At 70.7% G+C, this 19,639-nt stretch carries 16 protein-coding genes; 8 read left to right on the top strand and 8 right to left on the bottom strand.

Annotation, left to right across the window (positions count from 1 at the left end; genetic code table 11):
* Positions 1-220: 220 nt before the first annotated feature.
* The 4 genes from rsmD to AC1G9L_RS14285 all read left to right on the top strand — a co-directional run bounded on the left by rsmD (position 221) and on the right by AC1G9L_RS14285 (position 2,492).
* Positions 221-826, top strand: a complete 606-nt coding sequence (gene rsmD / locus AC1G9L_RS14300; RefSeq protein ID WP_481069360.1) for a 16S rRNA (guanine(966)-N(2))-methyltransferase RsmD — start codon at positions 221-223, stop codon at positions 824-826.
* Positions 823-1,329, top strand: a complete 507-nt coding sequence (gene coaD / locus AC1G9L_RS14295) for a pantetheine-phosphate adenylyltransferase (protein ID WP_019801822.1) — start codon at positions 823-825, stop codon at positions 1,327-1,329. The genes rsmD and coaD overlap by 4 nt, the downstream gene beginning before the upstream one ends.
* A 40-nt stretch (positions 1,330-1,369) precedes the next feature.
* Positions 1,370-1,864, top strand: a complete 495-nt coding sequence (locus AC1G9L_RS14290) for a hypothetical protein (RefSeq protein WP_010342035.1) — start codon at positions 1,370-1,372, stop codon at positions 1,862-1,864.
* A 130-nt stretch (positions 1,865-1,994) separates the two neighbouring features.
* The gene (locus AC1G9L_RS14285; protein WP_019801823.1) at positions 1,995-2,492 is read left to right on the top strand and encodes a hypothetical protein; all 498 of its coding nucleotides are present in this window, start codon (positions 1,995-1,997) and stop codon (positions 2,490-2,492) included.
* Here AC1G9L_RS14285 and AC1G9L_RS14280 read toward each other — a convergent pair.
* On the bottom strand, positions 2,489-3,433 hold the full coding sequence (locus AC1G9L_RS14280) for an SDR family oxidoreductase (protein ID WP_481069359.1): 945 nt from the start codon (positions 3,431-3,433) through the stop codon (positions 2,489-2,491). The two genes, AC1G9L_RS14285 and AC1G9L_RS14280, sit on opposite strands and share 4 nt — an antisense overlap.
* A gap of 346 nt (positions 3,434-3,779) precedes the next feature.
* Here AC1G9L_RS14280 and AC1G9L_RS14275 point away from each other — a divergent pair, with 346 nt between their 5' ends.
* Genes AC1G9L_RS14275 through AC1G9L_RS14265 form a run of 3 tightly spaced genes read left to right on the top strand, consistent with a single transcriptional unit; the run spans position 3,780 to position 6,757 of the window.
* Positions 3,780-4,064, top strand: a complete 285-nt coding sequence (locus AC1G9L_RS14275) for a YfhL family 4Fe-4S dicluster ferredoxin (protein ID WP_017908325.1) — start codon at positions 3,780-3,782, stop codon at positions 4,062-4,064.
* Positions 4,061-5,818 (top strand): gamma-glutamyltransferase, encoded by a 1,758-nt coding sequence (gene ggt, locus AC1G9L_RS14270; protein WP_481069358.1) that lies wholly within the window; start codon positions 4,061-4,063, stop codon positions 5,816-5,818. The genes AC1G9L_RS14275 and ggt overlap by 4 nt, the downstream gene beginning before the upstream one ends.
* Positions 5,819-5,863: 45 nt before the next feature.
* Positions 5,864-6,757: an MBL fold metallo-hydrolase gene (locus AC1G9L_RS14265; protein ID WP_019802469.1), complete on the top strand. Its 894-nt coding sequence runs from the start codon at positions 5,864-5,866 to the stop codon at positions 6,755-6,757.
* A 15-nt stretch (positions 6,758-6,772) separates the two neighbouring features.
* Here AC1G9L_RS14265 and AC1G9L_RS14260 read toward each other — a convergent pair whose 3' ends face one another.
* The 5 genes from AC1G9L_RS14260 to AC1G9L_RS14240 are packed head-to-tail and all read right to left on the bottom strand — an operon-like array spanning position 6,773 to position 14,725.
* Positions 6,773-8,206, bottom strand: a complete 1,434-nt coding sequence (locus tag AC1G9L_RS14260; RefSeq protein WP_481069357.1) for a heavy metal sensor histidine kinase — start codon at positions 8,204-8,206, stop codon at positions 6,773-6,775.
* Positions 8,203-8,886, bottom strand: a complete 684-nt coding sequence (locus tag AC1G9L_RS14255) for a heavy metal response regulator transcription factor (protein ID WP_019799564.1) — start codon at positions 8,884-8,886, stop codon at positions 8,203-8,205. Before AC1G9L_RS14255 ends, AC1G9L_RS14260 begins: the two co-directional genes overlap by 4 nt.
* The gene (locus AC1G9L_RS14250) at positions 8,883-12,035 is read right to left on the bottom strand and encodes an efflux RND transporter permease subunit (RefSeq protein ID WP_019799563.1); all 3,153 of its coding nucleotides are present in this window, start codon (positions 12,033-12,035) and stop codon (positions 8,883-8,885) included. The genes AC1G9L_RS14255 and AC1G9L_RS14250 overlap by 4 nt, the downstream gene beginning before the upstream one ends.
* On the bottom strand, positions 12,032-13,234 hold the full coding sequence (locus tag AC1G9L_RS14245; RefSeq protein ID WP_481069356.1) for an efflux RND transporter periplasmic adaptor subunit: 1,203 nt from the start codon (positions 13,232-13,234) through the stop codon (positions 12,032-12,034). Before AC1G9L_RS14245 ends, AC1G9L_RS14250 begins: the two co-directional genes overlap by 4 nt.
* A gap of 3 nt (positions 13,235-13,237) precedes the next feature.
* Complete coding sequence (locus tag AC1G9L_RS14240) at positions 13,238-14,725, bottom strand: efflux transporter outer membrane subunit (protein WP_481069355.1); 1,488 nt, start codon at positions 14,723-14,725, stop codon at positions 13,238-13,240.
* A gap of 187 nt (positions 14,726-14,912) precedes the next feature.
* Here AC1G9L_RS14240 and AC1G9L_RS14235 point away from each other — a divergent pair, with 187 nt between their 5' ends.
* Positions 14,913-16,643, top strand: a complete 1,731-nt coding sequence (locus AC1G9L_RS14235) for a glycoside hydrolase family 9 protein (protein WP_481069354.1) — start codon at positions 14,913-14,915, stop codon at positions 16,641-16,643.
* A 25-nt stretch (positions 16,644-16,668) separates the two neighbouring features.
* On the opposite strand, the gene upp is transcribed toward AC1G9L_RS14235, so the two are convergent.
* Positions 16,669-17,301 carry a uracil phosphoribosyltransferase gene (upp, locus tag AC1G9L_RS14230; RefSeq protein ID WP_010342021.1) on the bottom strand — a complete coding sequence of 211 codons (633 nt, stop codon included), beginning with the start codon at positions 17,299-17,301 and terminating at the stop codon, positions 16,669-16,671.
* Between the two features lie 137 nt (positions 17,302-17,438).
* A complete protein-coding gene (locus AC1G9L_RS14225) occupies positions 17,439-19,613 on the bottom strand; it encodes a methyl-accepting chemotaxis protein (protein ID WP_481069353.1) in 2,175 nt (724 codons plus the stop codon).
* Positions 19,614-19,639 lie beyond the last annotated feature (26 nt).

Below are 19,639 nucleotides of genomic sequence, written 5' to 3'. Positions count from 1 at the left end.
GTAGGTGCTCCATGAAGGATGGGCGGCCGGGCGGAGGAGGGCACGGCTCTGCCGGCGGACATGGTGGCGGCTGCGGCCGGCTTCAAGCGCTGGGCTGCGCATACGCGCGACACCGTGCTGGTCTATGATCCGGACCCCGTTTCCGCGCCGCCCGCTGCCCGCCGCCCATGCCGTTCCTGCGTTCCCCGTTCCGCCTGTCCCGGCACCTGCGAGGCCGCCGATGAGCCGTCCCGGCGGCGGTCAGGTGCGGATCATCGGTGGGCGCTGGCGCAACACGCGGCTGCCGGTGCCGGACCTGACCGGGCTGCGCCCGACTTCCGACCGGGTCCGCGAGACCCTCTTCAACTGGCTGCAGCCGGTCCTGCCCGGGGCGCGCGTGCTGGACCTGTTCGCCGGCAGCGGCGCGCTGGGGCTGGAGGCGGTGTCACGCGGCGCGGCCGCTGTGGTGCTGGTCGAACGCGATCCGGGCCAGGCGGCGCAGTTGCGCGCCACGGTCGCGCGGCTGCAGGCGCAGGACCAGGTGCAGGTGGTGCAGGGCGATGCGCTGCGCTGGCTGGCCGAGGCGCCGGCCGAGGCCCTGGCGGACATCGCCTTCGTCGACCCGCCGTTCGCCGCCGGGTTGTGGGACGCGGTGCTGCAACGCCTGCCGGCGCGGCTGGCGGCCGACGCCTGGCTGTACCTGGAGTCGCCGGCCGGGCAGGGGCCGGCGCCGCCAGCGCCCTGGGCGTTGTACCGCGAGGGCGGCAGCCGCGAGGTGCGCGCTGCCCTGTACCGGCGCACCGCTGCTACACTTCCCGGCGACCTTCACGCGGTACCCGACGCATGACCGTGGCCCATAGCCGCATCGCCGTCTATCCCGGCACCTTCGATCCGATCACCAACGGCCATATCGATCTGGTCAACCGTGCCGCACCGCTGTTCGAGCAGGTGATCGTGGGCGTGGCGCAGAGCCCGTCCAAGGGGCCGACCCTGCCGCTGGAGCTGCGCGTGTCGCTGGCCCGCGAAGCGCTGGCCGGGCACCGCAACGTGGAAGTGCTGGGCTTCGACACCCTGCTGGCGCATTTCGTGCGCTCGGTCGGCGGCGGCGTGCTGCTGCGCGGCCTGCGCGCGGTGTCGGACTTCGAATACGAGTTCCAGATGGCGAGCATGAACCGGCATCTGATCCCGGAGGTGGAGACGCTGTTCCTCACCCCGGCCGAGCAACACAGCTTCATTTCGTCCTCGTTGGTGCGCGAGATCGCGCGCCTGGGCGGGGACGTCTCCGGCTTCGTGCCGCCGTCGGTGGTGCAGGCGCTGGTTCAGGCCCGCCAGGCCGCCGCGCAGCGCTGAGCCGACCACCATTCACTGACGACACAGAGGGAGCCGTTCCATGAACACCACCGCACGCGCGTTGCTGATCGCTTCGCTGGCCCTGGGTTTCACCGCCTGCAAGAAGGAAGAGGCCGCCAAGCCGGCCGCCGACGCGCAGCCCGCGCTGACCGCCCCGGCCAAGGACGACGATGCCGGCTGGAAGAAGTACCTGCAGGAAGTGGCGATCCAGAACATGGGCAACGTCACCAACAGCCCGTTCCTGTACTACCTGCCGCCGGAATCGGATCCGGAGTTCCAGGCCAAGTACGAGCGCCAGGTCGAAAGCGCCACCACCGCCATCGGCCGCGGCATCCAGCCGGGCAACATGCTGGCGTTCGGTTCCTCGGCTTCGGCCAAGATGGCCGACCTGATCGCCGCCGCGTTCGCCAAGGTCGAGGCCAACAGCATGAAGGGCGTGCGCGTGGTCTACATCGGCGCCCCGGCCGACAACGCCCGCGTCGAAGCCGTGGTCAAGCCGACCGGCGCCGACTACATCTTCGTCGAAGCCAAGTAAGCCCCGCGCGGGCCGGCGCGCCGATGCGCGCCGGTTCCGCCATCCCGCGCCGCCCGCAACGGGCGGTTGCGTCGCGCCGACGTGCCGGATGCCGTCGCGCAGTTCCGCAGTTCCAGGCAGGGCACAGGCGATGCGGATCTTCATCACCGGCCCCACCGGCGCCGGCAAGACCACACTGGCGCGCCGGCTCGGCTGCCGCCACGGCATTGCCTGCCACGCGCTGGACGACCTGCACTGGGTGCGACGTCCCGAGGGGGATATCCGTCGCCCGCTCGAGGAGAAACTGCCGCTGCTGCAGCACATCGTCGACGGCGAGTGTTGGATCGTCGAAGGCGTGCAGTTCAAATGGGCCGACCTGGCGCTCGCACGCGCAGACCACATCGTGGTGATCGATGCGCCATCCTGGCGCACCACCCTGCAGATCGTGCTGCGGCTGGGCCGACAGTGGCTTGGCCTGGAGGCCGCCGCCTACCGGCCGACCCTGGCGCGGTTGCCGCAGATGCTGGCCTGGAGCCGCGACTACCATCGTGAAGAGCGCGCGCTGCTGCTGACCAAGCTCGCGCCGTTCCGCGCCAGGACCTTGCTGATTCGCCACAGCCGCGTGCGATTGCCACCGCCGCTGGACTAGCCGGCGGGCTGGCCGACCGGTGCCGATGAAGGTGCCAGGAATGCCTGCCGATGCGCCGCGATCCAGGCATCGATCGAACCGGGTTGAAAATCCCCAAGTCCGGGCTGCGCCTGCAGTGGCGCGGCTAGCAGCGCATCGGCCTGCTGCGGGGACGCGGCGAAGAAGCGGAACTTCGACGCCACCACGCGGCCGTGGCCGGCGCCTAGCGCCTCATCCACCTCGCGCTCGAACGCGTCCAGCGGCTGCGCGCGATAGCGCACCGCGCGGCCGAGTCCGGCGGTGAGCCGCTGCACCAGTTCCGGGCCGGTCAGGCTCTCGGTGCCGGCAATCCGGTAGCTGCCGCCGTCCACGCCCTGTCGCAGCAGCGCCAGCGCAGCCTCGGCGCAAGCATCGGCCGAGGTCCAGGCGATGCGTTGCGTGGCGGCGATCGGCGGCGCGAACATGCCATGCGCGACGATGTCGGCGCGCGCCGAGGGCTTCAGCAGGTTGTCCAGGTACAGCGTCGGCCACAGGACCGCGCCGGGCAGGCCGGCGCTGCGCGCCAGTGCTGCGAGCTCGGCATTGGTACGCAGGCTGGGTTCCGAGCACGGCGCCGGCAGCGGCGCGCTGCTCAGTTTCAGCACGAATGAGGTCAGTCGCGCCGCGCGCGCGGCGGCCAGCGCATGTCTGGCCCGCGCCAGCGTCGTCTCGCCGGGGCCGGCGGGAAACTGCAGGACCGCGTGGGCGGCGCCGCGGCTGGCCGCGAGCACTGCGGCAGGATCGTCCAGGTCGGCTTCGACTACCTCCGCGCCCAGCGCGCGCAGCGCCGCGGTGGCGGCGCCTGCGCGAACCAGGGCGCGGACGGCGAGGCCGTGCCGACGTGCGGCGCGGACCACGGCGGCGCCCTGCACGCCGTTGCCCAGATAGACGAGGAGGGGGCCGGAAAAGGGAATCGGGGACATGCGTTGGCTCCTGCTGGAGGGATCCGCCGCAGCAAGCCCGGTCGAAGGCGCCCACGGACAGACCCCGAGACGATGGACACGGGGACTGTCGGGGAATCGCGCGGTACGGCGCGAACAGAGCCTCTCCGCCAGCGCGGAGAAGGGCCGGGGCCTACCGAGACCAGGCCAGCCATTTTCGACGCAGCGACTCTAGGCGCGGCCAATGCTGTCGTCAATCGCCACGCGCCATGCGCTCCGCGGCTTCCGGCATGGTGGCGATACAGCGTTCCGCACCCCGGCGCCGCCTTCGCAGGGCCGTCCCGCCCCGATCCGGTAAACTGCCCGGGTCAGTGCCGAATTGCGCCACATGTCCCTCAAGATCAACGAGCTCTGCGTCAACTGCGACGTCTGCGAGCCGGCCTGCCCGAACCAGGCCATCGCCATGGGCGAGACGATCTACGTGATCGACCCGGCCCGCTGCACCGAATGCGTCGGCCATTTCGACGAGCCGCAGTGCGTGGTGGTGTGCCCGGTGGAATGCATCGACCCGGACCCGGCCATCCCGGAGACCCACGCGCAGTTGCTGGCCAAGCTGCAGCGCCTGCAGCGCGACCACCCCGAGTTGTACCCACAGGAGCCCCCCGCCGCATGAGAAGCCTCGTCCGCCGTGTCCTGCTGCTCGCCCTGGTCCTGACGCCGTCGGCGTGGGCCGAGGCGCCGGTCGCCGAGGCGACCGCCACCGTCCCGGCCGCGCACCCGCCCGGTGCCGCGATCGCCAGCGGCCACCGCCTGGCCACCGAGGCCGGCCTGCAGGTCCTGCGCGAGGGCGGCAATGCCTTCGACGCCGCGGTAGCGGTGTCCTCGACGCTGTCGGTGGTCGAACCGATCAGCTCCGGTCTCGGCGGCGGCGGGTTCTTCCTGCTGCACGACGCCAAGACCGGCAAGGACGTGATGCTGGACGCGCGCGAAACCGCGCCGGAATCGGCGACGCCGGCCGCGTTCCTGGACGCCAAGGGCGAGCTGGACCGCGACCGCTCCATCAACGGCCCGTGGTCGGCCGGCATTCCGGGGCTGCCGGCGGCGCTGGTGGAACTGGCGACCAAGCACGGCCGGCTGCCGCTGCGGCAGTCGCTGGCGCCGGCGATCCGCATCGCCCGCGACGGCTTCCCCGTCTACGCGCGCATGGCCGAGGGTTACCAGTCGCGGCGCAAGGTGATGGAGCGCTATCCTGGCACCCGCGAGGTCTACCTGCGCAACGGCCGCCCGATCGCCGTGGGCGACGTGTTCAAGCAGCCGGAACTGGCCAACACGCTGCAGCTGCTGGCCGACAAGGGCTTCGATGGCTTCTACCGCGGCGCCACTGCCAAGAAGCTGCTGGCCGGCGTGAAGCAGGCCGGCGGGCGCTGGACCGCCGAGGAACTGGCCGGCTACACGGTCAAGGAACGCACGCCGATCCGCTTCGACTACAAGGGCTGGACCATCACCACCGCGCCGCCGCCGTCCTCCGGCGGCATCGCCCTGGCCAGCATGCTGCAGATCCTGGAGGGCTACGACCTCAAGACCATGGACCCGGTGCATCGCGTGCACCTGACCGTGGAGGCCATGCGCCGCGCCTACCGCGACCGCACCTTCTTCCTGGGCGACCCGGATTTCACCCACGTGCCGCAGCGCATCCTGCTCAGCAAGGATTACGCGGTGGGGCTGCGCTCGACGATCAACCCGGAGAAGGCTACGCCCAGCGACCTGTTGTCGGGCCAGCCGACCCCGCTGGAAGACGACGAGACCACGCATTTCTCGATCATCGACGGCGAAGGCAACCGCGTCGGCGCCACCCAGACGGTCAACCTGCTGTACGGCTCCGGCCTGATCCCCAAGGGCACCGGCGTGCTGCTCAACAACGAGATGGACGATTTCGCGCTGCGTCCGGGCACGCCCAACGCGTTCGGGGTGATGGGCTACGCGGCCAACGCGCCCAAGCCGGGCAAGCGCCCGCTCAGTTCGATGTCGCCGACCTTCATGGAGAACCCGGACAAGGCCATCGTGCTCGGCACCCCTGGCGGCAGCCGCATCATCACCATGGTGCTGCTCGGCATCCTCGGCTACGACGACGGCCTCACGGCGCAGCAGGTCGCCGCGCTGCCGCGCTACCACCACCAGTGGCTGCCGGACGTGATCGAGGCCGAGACCGGCACCTTCGACGCGGCCACGGCAAAAGGCCTGGAAGCCATGGGGCACACGCTCAAGCTGCCTGGCGACACGGCCGAGGACGGCCACGGCTCCAGCCACGTCTGGGGCAACCTGCAGACCGTGGAATGGGACAAGCGCCGCAACGTGCTCAGCGGCGGCAGCGACCCGCGCAACGAAGTCGGCAGCGCCGAAGTGCTGCAGACTGTGCCGGCACCCTGACGCCCGCGTTTGCGAATCCCCAATCCCCACTCCTGAATCCCCGCCATGAAGCTCTGGTCCATCCAAGGCAACTCGCAGAAACTCGACGGCGGCGCGATGTTCGGCAATGCGCCCAAGGCGATGTGGCAGCAGTGGGCCACGCCCGACGACGGCAACCGCATCGCGCTGGCCTGCCGCGCGCTGCTGGCCAGCCCGCTGGCCGGCAAGACCGTGCTGTTCGAGACCGGCATCGGCGCGTTCTTCCCGCCGGCGCTGCGCGAGCGCTATGGCGTGCAGGAGGCGCGGCACGTGCTGCTGGATTCGCTGCAGGACGCCGGGTTCGCGCATACCGACATCGACGTAGTGGTGCTGAGCCACCTGCACTTCGATCACGCCGGCGGCCTGCTGGCCGCCTACTGCGAGGGCGCGGCGCCGGAGCTGCTGTTCCCCAACGCGCAGTTCCTGGTCGGCGCGGCGCACTGGCAGCGTGCGCTGCACCCGCATCCGCGCGACCGCGCCAGCTTCATCCCCGAGCTGCCCGGCCTGCTCGAGGCCAGCGGCCGGTTGGAGCTGGTCGACGGAGAATATTCGCGCGCGCTCGGCGAGGCGGTGCGGTTCCGTTTCAGCGACGGCCACACGCCGGGGCTGATGCTGGCCGAGATCGTCGGCCCCGGCCACGGCGAGGATGGCCAGGCGCACGGCGGGGTGGCGTTCTGCGCCGACCTGATCCCGGGCCGCTCCTGGGTGCACGTGCCGATCACCATGGGCTACGACCGCAACGCCGAGCTGCTGATCGACGAGAAGCGCGCGTTCCTGGAAGACGCGCTGGCGCGCGACGTGCGCCTGTTCTTCACCCACGATCCGGACTGCGCGCTGGCGCAGTTGCAGCGCGATGCCAAGGGCCGTTTCGTCACCGCGCACGAACTGCCGGCGCTGCAGGCGCGCGCGCTCGCCGCCTGAGCGCGGCGCTGCGGCTTACCAGCGCAGGGCGGCGTGCGCCGGTGCACCGGCCGCGGTGCTATCCAGCGCCACCGAAAACCCAATCGTGGTGATGCCGTCGCGGTGCTGCGCGAACACGCGCCCGCCGTGCATGCTCGCCACCGCCTTGACGATGGCCAGGCCCAGGCCGTGGCTTTCGCGGCTGTTGGCGCGCGCGGCGTCGCCGCGGTAGAAGCGGTCGAACAGGCGCTCCAGATGTTCCGGCGCCAGCGCCACGCTGGGATTGGAGAAGGCGATCAGCGCCTCCCCGCCGCGCTGCACGATCTTCACCACGATCGGCGCCGCGCCGGCCGAGTGCTGGATGGCGTTGTGCAGCAGGTTGGACAGCGCGCGCCGCAGCAGCGACTTCTCGACCGGCACCACCACGTCGCCGCGCATCTCCACCTGCAGGCCGGCCTCGTCCAGCAGCACCTCGAAGAACTCCACAGTCTTGCCGACTTCCTCGGCCAGCGACGCGTCCTCGCACTGCCGCGCGCGCTGGCCCTGTTCGGCGCGGGCCAGGAACAGCATGTCGGCGACGATCGCGCGCAGCCGCTCCAGTTCCTCCAGGTTCGACTGCAGCACCTGGCGCAACTGCTCGGCATCGCGATGGCGGGTCAGCGCCACCTGGGTCTGGCCGATCAGGCTGGCGAGCGGCGTGCGCAGTTCGTGGGCGACGTCGGCATTGAAGCTTTCCTGCTGCGCGTAGGCGGCATCGAGCCGATCGAACGCGGCGTTCAACGAGGCGCCCAGATCCTCCAGTTCGCGCGGCAGCCGCGGCAGGTCCAGGCGCCGCCGGTCGTGCGGACCGATGCGCTGGGCGTCGGCCGACAGCCGTTGCACCGGGCGCAGGCCGAGCTTGGCGGTCCAGTAGCCCAGCGCGCCGACCAGCGCGGTGCCGGCCAGCGTCACCAGCGCCAGGGCGATGTCGAAACGGCGCCGGGTCAGCGCGAACGGTGCGCTGTCCATCGCCGCGATCAGTTGCACCGGCGGGCGCACCGGCGTGGCCGGCAGCGCCTGGCCGATGGCCTGCCAGGCCTGCGGATGCGCATCGGCGATGCCCAGTGCCTGCGGATCGTCGATGCGTACCAGCCCGCTGTGGCCGCGTGTGGCCTGCGCCATCGCCTCGGCGCCGCGCCCGTAGCGGAGCGCCGGATCGGCGCTCCACAGCCAGAAGCGCAGGTCCGGTGCGCTGGAGAGGCTGGCCAGGCGGGTGCGTGCATGTGCTGCCAGATCCGGCGAGCGGCTGTTGACCAGCATGTACCGCACCGCGTCCATGTGCGAGCGCAGTTCCTCGCGCTGATGCCGGCGCAGTTCGTGCTCCAGCACCTGATGCAGCACCAGCCCGATCAGGGCGAAGCCGAGCAGCGCGGTGGCCGCGAACAGGCCGGCCAGGCGCAGCGCGATCGAGGGCCGCGCCGGTGCACTCACCCGCCCGCGTCCTCGCGTTCTTCCAGCACGTAGCCCATGCCGCGCACGGTGTGCAGCAGCGGGGCGTCGAACGGCACGTCGATCTTGGCGCGCAGGCGCTTGATCGCCACTTCCACCACGTTGGTGTTGCTGTCGAAGTTCATGTCCCAGACCATCTCGGCGATCGCGGTCTTGGACAGGATCTCGCCCTGGTGCCGGGCCAGGGCCGCCAGCAGCGCGAACTCCTGGGCGGTCAGGTCCAGCCGCTGCCGCCCGCGCACGGCCTTGCGGCTGATCATGTCGATCTGCAGGTCGCCCACGCGCAGCAGCGTGCTTTCCTGGGCGCGTCCGCGCCGCGCCAGCACCTGCAGCCGCGCCAGCAGTTCGATGAAGGAGAACGGCTTGATCAGGTAGTCGTCGGCGCCCTCGCGCAGGCCCTTGACCCGGTCCTCCACGCTGTCGCGCGCGGTGAGCATGATCACCGGGGTGGTCTTGACCGAACGCAGCGAGCGCAGGATGGCGAAGCCGTCCAGGCCCGGCAGCATCGCGTCGAGCACGATCACGTCGAAGTCGTAGTGCAGCGCCAGGTGCTGGCCGTCGATGCCGTCGTAGGCCACGTCGACCGTGCAGCCCTGTTCGCTCAGCCCCTGCTGCAGGTAGTCGGCGGTCTTGCGCTCGTCCTCGACGATCAGCACCTTCACGGCTGCAGCGCCTCGGGCGCGGCGATGCGGGCGCGCCGCGCCTGGCGCCGCTGCAGGTACCAGCCGTGCAGGCGGTCCAGGTACAGGTACACGATCGGCGTGCTGAACAGGGTCAGCAGTTGCGACAGCAGCAGCCCGCCGACCATGGCATAGCCCAGCGGCCGCCGCAGTTCCGAACCGGCGCCATGGCTGAGCATCAGCGGCAGGCCGCCGAGCAACGCGCACAGGGTGGTCATCATGATCGGCCGGAAGCGCATCAGGCAGGCCTCGAAGATCGCATCGCGCGAGGACAGCCCGCGCTCGCGCTCGGCATGCAGGGCGAAGTCCACCATCATGATCCCGTTTTTCTTGACGATGCCGATCAGCAGGATGATGCCGATCATCGCGATCACGCTCAAGTCGTAGCCGCCGGCCATCAGGATCAGCAGCGCGCCGACGCCGGCCGAGGGCAGGGTGGAGAGGATGGTCAGCGGGTGGATGTAGCTCTCGTAGAGCAGGCCGAGCACGATGTAGACCGCGACCAGCGCTGCCAGGATCAGGTACGGCTGGGTGCGCAGCGAGTCGCTGAACGCCTGCGCCGTGCCCTGGAAGCTGCCGCTGAGCGTGGCCGGCACCCGCAGTTGCGCCTGCGTCTTTTGGATCGCGTCCACCGCATCGCCCAGCGCCGCGCCCGGCGCCAGGTTGAAGGAGATGGTCACCGCCGGGAACTGGCCCTGGTGGCTTACCGACAGGTAGCCGGTCTTGCTGGTGTCGAGTGTGGCGAAGGTGGACAGCGGCACCTGCTTGCCGGTCAGCGGCGAGGTCAGGTACAGCCGCTGGAACAGCGACGGATCGCCCTGCAGCGCCGGCGTCACCTCCAGCACCACGTGGTAGCTGTTGAGCTGGGTGAAGTACTGCGCGACCTGGCGTTGGCCGATGGCGTCGTTGATCGTCGCGTCGATTTGCTGCGGGGTGATGCCGAAGCTGGCCGCGCGCTGGCGGTCGATGGTCAGGCTGGCGATCGGCGCGGCGTTCTGCTGGTCGGAGGCCACGTCGGTCAGTTGCGGCAGCGCCCGGAACGCCTTCAGCAACTTCGGCGCCCAGGTGTTGAGCTCGTCGAGGTTGGCGTCGGTGAGGGTGTACTGGTACTGGGTGCGGGCCATGCGCCCGCCGACGTTGATGTCCTGCCCGGCCTGCATGAACAGGGTCACGCCCTGCACGTGCGCCAGGCGCTTGCGCAGCCGCGCGATCACCTGGTCGGCGCTGGCGGTGCGGCCCGAATCCTTGGGCTTGAGCGCGATCGAGAAGGTGCCGGAGTTGAAGGTGCTGGCGCCGGTCTGCATGCCGAAGGACAGCACGTCCGGATCGCGGCGGATGATGTCGGCCAGTTGCAGCATGCGTGTGCGCATCGCCGCCGAGGACGAATCCTGCGCCGAATCGGCGGTGCCGGAGATGAAGCCGGTGTCCTGCTGCGGGAAGAAGCCCTTGGGCATCACCACGAACAGCGCCACGCTGGTGGCTACGGTCAGCAGGAAGCTGGCCAGGGTCAGCCGCGGATGCCGCAGCACCGTCTCCAGGCCGCGCCGGTAGGCCGCCAGCATCGCCTCGAAGCCGCGCTCGAACGCGCGCGCCAGGCGTCCCTGCGCCTGCTCGGCGTGCGGCTTGAGCAGGCGCGCGCACAGCATCGGGGTCAGGGTCAGCGACACCAGCAACGACACCAGGATGGTCAGGCTCACCGTCACCGCGAACTCGCGGAACAGCCGGCCGACGATGCCGCCCATCAGCAGCAGCGGGATGAACACCGCCACCAGCGACACCGAGATCGAGACCAGGGTGAAGCCGATCTCGGCCGCACCCTGCAGCGCCGCCTGCAATGGCGCCATGCCGTCCTCGATGTGCCGGTAGATGTTCTCCAGCATCACGATGGCATCGTCGACCACGAAGCCGACGGCGATGGTCAGGCCCATCAGCGACAGGTTGTCCAGGCTGTAGCCGAGCACGTACATCAGCGCGGCGGTGCCGAGGATCGCCAGTGGCACGGTCAGGCTCGGGATCAACGTCACCACCGCGCTGCGCAGGAACACGAAGATCACCGCCACCACCAGCACGATGGACAGCAGCAGGGTGAACTCCACGTCCTTGACCGAGGCGCGGATGTTCTGCGTGCGGTCGGCGAGGATCTTGACGCTGACGCTGGGCGGGATCGAGGCCATCAGCTTGGGCAGCGCGGCCTTGACCTGTTCCACCGTGTCGATGACGTTGGCGCCGGGCTCCTTGGTGATGGCGATCATGATCGCGCGGCCATCGACGATGCCGCTGTCGGCCGGTGCGGCGGCGCCGGCGTAGCCCCAGGCGGCGATCTTGGCGTTCTCCGGCGCGTCCACCGCGGTGCCGACGTCCCGCACGCGGATCGGTGCGCCGTTGCGCCAGGCCAGCACGGCGTCGTTCCAGGCCTGGCTCTGCAGCAATTGGTCGTTGGTGGAGACGGTGAAGGCCTGTCGCGCGCCGTCGATCGAACCGGTGGCCGCGTTCACCGTGGTGGTGGCGATCACCGAGCGGATGTCCTCCAGGCTCAGCCCCAGCGCCGCCAGCTTGGCCGGATCCACCTGCACGCGCACCGCCGGCTTCTGCGCACCGAACAGGTTCACGAGGCCGACGCCGGAGATACGCGAGATCTGCTGCGCCAGCACGTTGTCGGCGTAGTCGTCGACCTTGGTCAGCGGCAGCACCTGCGATTGCACCGCCAGGATCAGCGCCGGCGATTCGGCCGGGTTGATCTTGCGGAAGCTCGGCGCGCTCGGCAGCGCGCTCGGCAATTGCCCGGACGCGGCGTTGATCGCGGTCTGTACGTCGAGCGCGGCGGCGTCGATGTTGCGGTCCAGGTCGAACTGCAGCGTCACCTGGGTCGAGCCGAGCGCGCTGGTCGAGGTCATCTGGCTCAGGCCCGGGATCAGCGACAACTGCCGCTCCAGCGGCTGCGCCACGTTCGAGGCCATCGTCTGCGGGCTGGCACCGGGCAGGTTGGCCGAGACCTGGATGGTGGGGAAGTCGACCTGCGGCAGCGGTGCCACCGGCAGCAGCGGCCAGGCCACCAGGCCCAGCAACAGCAGCGCCATCGCCAGCAGCGTGGTGCCGATCGGGCGTTTGATGAAAGCGGCCGAGACGCTCACGCGTGCGCTCCCGCGGTGGCCGGCGTGGCGTGTCTGGCCGGCTTGGCGTCCACCACCTTCGCCCCGGGATGCAGCCGGTACTGCCCATCCACCACCACCCGCTGGCCGGCCTGCAGGCCCTGGCCGATCACCGTCTCGCCATCGGCCTCGTCCAGCACCTGCACCGGCTGGTCGCGCACGCTGCCGTCGCTGCCGATCACGTACACGAACTCACCGTCCTGGCTGCGCTGCACGGCCGCGCTCGGCACCACCAGCGCACCGCTGCGCATGCCCAGGGTGATGCGCGCATCCACGCTCTGCCCGGGCCACAGCGTGTGCGTGGGATTGGCGAAGTGCGCCTTCATCGCGATGGTGCCGGTGCTGGTGTCGATCTGGTTGTTGAGCAGGGCCAGCGTGCCGTGCGCCAGCACCTGTCCGCTGCCGTGGTCGACCGCGTCCACGCCCACGCTGGCCGGTGCGGCCTGCAGTGCGCGGTTGATCTGCTGGAACGCGCTTTCCGGCAGGGTGAACTGCACCGCGATCGGGTCGATCTGGTTCAGCACCACCAGGCCGCCGGCATCGCTGGCGTGGACGATGTTGCCCGGATCCACCAGGCGCGCGCCGGCGCGGCCGTCGATCGGCGCGCGGATGGTGGTGAAGTCCAGTTGCACCCGTGCGTTGTCGATCGCTGCCGCATCGCTCTGCAGGGTGGCGTGCAGTTGCGTCACCAGCGCCTTCTGCGTGTCCAGGGTCTGGCGGGTGGTGGCGTTGTCCTGCAGCAGTTGCTGGTAGCGCTGCAGGTCGGCCTGCGCATTGTCCAACTGCGCCTTGTCCTTGGCCAGTTGCGCGGTGGCCGCGGCCAGTTGCGCCTGGTAGGTGCGCGGATCCAGCCGCGCCAGCACCTGCCCGGCCTTGACGTCCTGCCCTTCGCTGAAGCCCACGGCGATCAGTTGCCCGTCGATGCGCGAGTGCACGGTCACCGAGGCGATCGGTAGCACTGTGCCGATCCCGGTCTGGCGGATCGGCACGTCCTTGCGCAGCACCGGCGCGCTGGTCACCGGCACCGGCGGCGTGGCCTTGGTCGGTGCGTGGCGCGGGCGCAACCATACCGCCAGCAGCAGTGCGACCAGCGCTGCGGCGGCGACGAATGGCCAGCGCCGCCGCGGCATGGCATGGCGCGGTGGCGGATCGGCGGGGCGGATGGGCGCGGCGGTGGACATGGGTTACTCCGGGAGGACAGGAGCCGGCGTGGCGCCCGGCGAGGCGCCGCGCACGGCGGGGAGACGGGTGCTGTCCCAGTCGCCACCCAGCGCGACCAGCAGCGCGACCTGGGCGCCGAACTGGCGCGCTTGCACTTGCAGCAACGTGCGTTGCGCTTCCAACGCGTTGGCCTGGGCGGTGATCACGGCGCTGTACAGGGTGGTGCCGGCGCGGTACTGGTCCATCAGCACTCGCTCGGCCTGCTGCGCGGCGTCGGCTGCGCTGCGCTGTTGCTGCTCCTCGCGCGCCAGTTCGCGCGTGGCCGCGAGCTGGTCCTCCACGCCCTGGAACGCGCTCAATACGGTCTGCCGGTAGGTCGCCGCGGCCGCATCGAAGCTGGCTTGCGCCTGCGCGCGTTGCGCGTGGCGGGCGCCGCCGTCGCACAGCGTGCCGGCCAGCGCTGCGCCCACCGCCCAGACCCGGTTCGGCACGCTCAGCAGCGAGGCCAGCCCGGCGCCGTCGTAGCCGCCGCTGGCGCTCAGCGACAGGGTCGGGAACCACGCCGCCACGGCCATGCCGATGCCGGCATTGGCCGCGGCCATGCGCCGCTCGGCGCCGGCGATGTCCGGGCGCCGCTGTAGCAGTACCGAGGGCAGCGCTTGCGGGGTCGGCGGCAGCGCCGGCAACGGTGCGTCGCTGGCCGCCAGCGAGAATTCGGCGGGGGTGTGGCCGAGCAATACGGCCAGCGCGTGGTCCAGTTGCCGGCGCGACAGCGCCAGATCGGTCGATGCGGCTTCGGTGCTGTGCAGGGTGGCCTCGGCCGCCGCCACATCGGCGGCGCTGGCGACGCCGGCGCGCACCCGCGCCTGGGTCAGCCGCAGCGCGTCGCGGTAGCCGGCCAGGGTGCGCTGGTACAGCGCCAGCGTCTGGTCGTCGAAGCGCAACTGCAGGTAATCGGCGACCACCGCGGCCTGCAGCGACAGCCGCGCCTGCGCCAGGTCGGCGGCGCTGGCCTGGGCATTGTCGCCGGCCTGTTCCACGCTGCGCCGGACCTTGCCCCAGAAGTCCGGCTCCCAACTGGCGCTGAGCCCCAGCGTATCGGCGTCGCGCAGGCCCGGCTTGGAGGTGACGGTGCGCTCGCGCGTGGCCGACGCCTGTACGCCCAGCGTCGGCGCCTCGGCCGCACGCGCGCTGCCGACCAGCGCCTGCGCCTGCCGATAGCGCGCCTCGGCCTGGCGCAGGGTCTGGTTGGCGCGGTCGGCCTGTTCGACCAGGGCGTCCAGCTGCGGATCGCCATAGCGGGTCCACCATGCCACCGCCGGGTCGGCCGCGGCCGGCGCGGCGGGCGTCCAGTGGCCGTCGGCCTCTTCGAACGGCTGCTGCGTGCCGGCTGGCGGCGCCGGGCGCACGTAGTCGGGGCCGGCCATGCAGCCGCCGAGCAGCAGCACACTCAGCAGCGGCACGAGCGGCGCCAGGCGGCGGGAAACGGGCGGCGGGAGCAGGGCGGTCACGGGGCGGCGCCGGCAGTGGGGACAGGCCGTCACCGTAGGCGCCGCATGGCGACCCCACGCTGACGCCTCGCTGACGACGCTGTCAGCAAGGCCGCCTGCGGCCGTTCCGCGCCGCGTTGCAGGCCACGCCCGACATGCCCGCGATTTGGCGCTTGCAGCCGTCATCCTGGCCGGCCAGTATCGGCGCATGAAACTGCCCCACGCCCTGTCCTGCCTGTTCCTCGCCTGCCTGTTGCTGGGCGGCTGCACTTCGCACGCCGACACCACGATGCCCTCGCCGATCCGCCTGAACCAGGTCGGTTTCCTGCCTGCCGCCAGCAAGCTGGCGGTGGTGCCGGATGGTCACGGCGACGCGTTCTCGATCGCGCGCGCCGACAGCGACGAGGTGGTGCTGCGCGGCACCCTCGGCACCGCCGCGGCGTGGCCGCCGGCACAGCAGACCGTGCGCATCGCCGATTTCTCCGCGCTGCGCACGCCGGGCCGCTACCGCCTGCAGGTCGACGGCCTGCCGCCGTCGGACAGCTTCGCCATCGGCGAAGACGCCTACAACGCGCTGTCGCGCGCCGCGCTCAAGGCCTACTACTACAACCGCGCCAGCACCGCACTGGACGGCACCTACGCCGGCCGCCACGCGCGCGCTGCCGGCCACCCGGACGACCACGTGCTGGTGCATGTCTCGGCGGCCTCGCCCGAGCGCCCGGCCGGCACCGTGATCGCCGCGCCCAAGGGCTGGTACGACGCCGGCGACTACAACAAGTACGTGGTCAGCTCCGGCATTACCGTGTACACGCTGCTGGCCGCCTACGAGCAGTTCCCCACCTACTTCAGCACGCATCCCGAAGGCATTCCCAACAGCGGCGGCGACGTGCCGGACATCCTGCGTGAGGTCGACTGGAACCTGCAGTGGCTGCTGGCGATGCAGGATCCGCACGACGGCGGCGTGTACCACAAGCTGACCAACCTGGACTTCGTCGGCATGCAGATGCCGGACCAGGCGCGCGCGCCGCGCTACGTGGTGCAGAAGAGCACCGCGGCCACGCTCGACTTCGCCGCGGTGATGGCCCAGGCCAGCCGCATCTACGCACCGTACGACGCGCAGTTCGGCGGCATCTCCAAGCGCATGCTGGAGGCGTCGCGGCGCGCGTGGGCCTGGGCGCAGGCGCATCCGGACGTGGCCTACCGGCAGCCGGACGACGTGCACACCGGCGCCTACGACGACACCGAGTTCGACGACGAGTTCGCCTGGGCCGCCACCGAGCTGTACCTGGCCACCGCCGACGACGCGTTCTACGAGGCGGCGATGGCACGCAAGGTCCCGGCCAGCGTGCCCGACTGGCGCCAGGTCGGCGGGCTGGCCTGGATGTCGCTGGCGCAGCACCGCGCGCGGCTGACCCCGCGCGCCGACCAGGCGCGCATCGCCGACGAGATCGAGGGCCTGGCCGATCACCTGGTGCAGGTGTGGCAGGGCTCGGCCTGGCGCGTGACCATGCGCGACGCCGACTTCCACTGGGGCAGCAACGCCACCGCGCTGAACCAGGCGATGATGCTGCTGCAGGCCTACCAGTTGCAGCACAAGCCCGAATACCTGCAGGCCGCGCAGTCGCAGCTGGACTACGTGCTCGGCCGCAATCCGTTGGGCCTGTCCTTCGTCACCGGCATCGGCGCGCGCTCGCCGATGCACATCCACCATCGCATCTCCATCGCCGACGGCGTGGCCACGCCGGTGCCGGGATGGCTGGTCGGCGGTCCGCAGCCGGGGCAGCAGGACGCCGACGCGTGCAAGCACGCCTACACGTCGTCGCTGCCGGCGCTGTCGTACCTGGACAAGGAATGCAGCTACGCCACCAACGAAGTGGCGATCAACTGGAATGCGCCGCTGGTGTACGTCAGCGCCGCGCTGCAGGTGCTGCAGCGCTGATCCACCACCGGCGCCGTGGCGCCGCTCAGCCCAGGCGGGTGCCGAAGATGCGGTCGCCGGCGTCGCCCAGGCCCGGCAGGATGTAGCCCTTGTCGTTGAGCCGTTCGTCGATGGCGGCGGTATACACCTCCACGTCCGGATGCGCCGCTTCCAGCGCCTGCAGGCCTTCCGGCGCGGCGACCAGGAAGATGCCCTTGATCCGCCGCGCGCCGGCGCGCTTGAGCATGTCCACGGTGGCGATCAGGGTGCCGCCGGTGGCCAGCATCGGATCCAGGATCAATGCGTCGCGTTCTTCAAGGCGGCCGGTGAGGCGTTCGAAGTAGGGCACCGGTTGCAGCGTTTCCTCGTCGCGCTGCAGGCCGACTACGCTGACCCGCGCCGCTGGAATCAGCGCCAGCACCCCCGGCAGCATGCCCAGCCCGGCACGCAGGATCGGCACCAGGGTGATCTTGGCGCCGGCGATGCGCTGCACCTGGGTCGGGCCGGCCCAGCCGTCCATGGTGTGGGTCTCGGTCTCCAGGTCGGCGGTGGCCTCGTAGCCGAGCAGGGTGCCCAGCTCGGTGACCAGTTCGCGGAAGCCCTTGGTGCTCAGCGCCGCGTCGCGCAACAGGCCGATCTTGTGCTGTACCAGCGGGTGGCGGACTTCGACGATCTTCATGGGCGCGCTCGCAAGGGGGAGGCGCACAGTGTGCCGCAGCCGGCTCCGGCGCCGCCAGGTGTCGGCGCCAGCGCATGTCGCGCGGATGGCCTGGGGCGCGCCGATCGTACGCGCCGCAGGCCATGCCGAGACACCACTCAGGCCGCGGGTTCGAGCGCCTCGGTGTGCGCTCGGCTGCGCAGCACGGTGCGCGCCATGCCCGGCGATGCGTTGCCGCCGGCCTCGATCTTGAACAGCGCCACCGCCTGGGTCAGCTGGCCCGCCTGCTCTTCCATCGCGCGCGCGGCGGCCGTGGCTTCCTCCACCAGCGCCGCATTCTGCTGGGTGGCCTCGTCCATCTGGGTCACGGTCTGGTTGACCTGCTCGATGCCGGCCGACTGCTCCTGCGAAGCGGCGGAAATCTCGCCCATGATGTCGGTGACGCGCTGCACCGACGACACGATCTCGTGCATGGTCTTGCCGGCCTGGTCGACCAGGGCCGAGCCCTCGGCGACGCGGGTGACCGAGTCATCGATGAGGTCCTTGATCTCCTTGGCGGCGTTGGCCGAGCGTTGCGCCAGCGTGCGCACTTCGCTGGCGACCACTGCGAAGCCGCGGCCCTGCTCGCCGGCACGGGCGGCTTCCACCGCGGCGTTGAGCGCCAGGATGTTGGTCTGGAACGCGATGCCGTCGATCACCGAGATGATGTCGGCAATCTTCTTGGAGGACGCCTCGATGCCGCTCATGGTCTGCACGACCTGGCCGACCACGTCGCCGCCCTGCGAGGCCACCGAGGCCGCACCGACCGCCAACTGGTTGGCCTGGCGTGCATGCTCGGCGTTCTGGCGGACGGTGGAGGTCAGCTCTTCCATCGACGCGGCGGTTTCCTCCAGGCTGGCGGCCTGCTGTTCGGTGCGGCGCGACAGGTCGTCGTTGCCGCTGGCGATCTCCCCGGCGGCGGCGCTGATGCTGCTGGCGGCGGTCTGGATGCGCGCGACGATGCCGGTCAACTGGTCGGTGGTGGCGTTGGCGTCCTCGCGCATCCGTGCGAACACGCCGTGGAAGTCGCCATGCATGCGGGTGGTGAGGTCGCCGGCGGCGATGGACTGCAGCAACGCCGACAGCTTGCCCAGATTGACGTCGCTGACCTCCATCATGGCGTTGAGGTCCTGCACCATCAGGCGGAAGTCGTGCTGGAAGCGCGCGGCATCGCCGCGCGTGCTGAAGTCGCCGGCCGCGGCCGACGCGGCCAGGCGCTTGATCTCGGTATTGATCGCCAGCAGGCTGGCCTTGGCCGCATCCATCGACTCGTGCAGCACCGCGCGGCTGCCGGGCAGGCGACGCGCGTCGCGGCGCAGGTCGCCGTTGGCGTACTCGTTGAGGATCTCCACGGCCTCGACGATGGCGTCCAGGTGCTCGAACATCATGGTGTTGATGCCCTTGCTCAGCTCGCCGTACACGCCCGGGAAGTCCTGCGGCATACGGTGGCTGATGTCCTTGTCGGCATGCAGCTCGATCATCAGCGCGGTTTCGCGGGAGAAGCGCTGCAACTGGGTCTGCATGCGGCCCATCGCGAGCAGCAGGCGGCCGGGTTCGTCGCGCGCGTCTGTGGCCACGTCGTTATCGAGGCGGCCCTCGGCGATGGCTTCGGCGGCGCGGGTGGCGCGGGCCAGCGGCACGGTGAGGCTGCGGGTGATCGTCCAGGCCAGCAGGCTGCTGACCAGCACCACTGCCAAGCCGCCAGCGATCAGCAGGAAGCGACCGCGCGCCATCACCGCGGTCGCATCGGCGTAGGCCTGTTCGCCGTTGTTGCGTTGCCAACTGGCGTAGGCGCTGATCGCCTCGCGCCAACGCTGAGTCGCCGGCGCGGCCTGCTGCAGCAGCACCTTCATCGCGTCGTCGGACTTGTAGGTCAGGCCCAGTTCCAGCACTTGCTGGTTGACCTCGCTCGCCTGCGCGTAGGTCCGGTTCATCTGCTCGCGCAAGGCGCGATCGCGCGCGCTGGTGGCGGGAATGGCGAACAGCTTGGTGCAGTATTCGCGATAACGGCGCAGTTCCGTCACCATGATCTTGGCGAAGGCGATGTTTTCCTCCTGCGTGGTCGGCAGCACGATGTTGCGCAACTGGATGCCGATGTCCGAACTGGCATCGAGCATTTCGTTGGTATAGACGATGCTGGACACGGTGCGGTGGGCGACGGTGTCCAACTGGCTGCGCGCCTGCGACAGGGTGACCAGGCCGCCGACCACCAGCCCGCAGGACAGCAGGATGAGCAGGCCGAAGGCGAAGGAGAGGCGCCGGGAAACGTTATAGCGATGCAGAAGAGCGGTCATGCTCTGGTCCTAGCAAGAGGGATGGG

It is taken from the genome of Xanthomonas sp. NCPPB 1132 (assembly GCF_056629235.1).
Note: the sequence above shows the minus strand (reverse complement) of the source record. Positions and strands in the feature narration are given on the sequence as shown.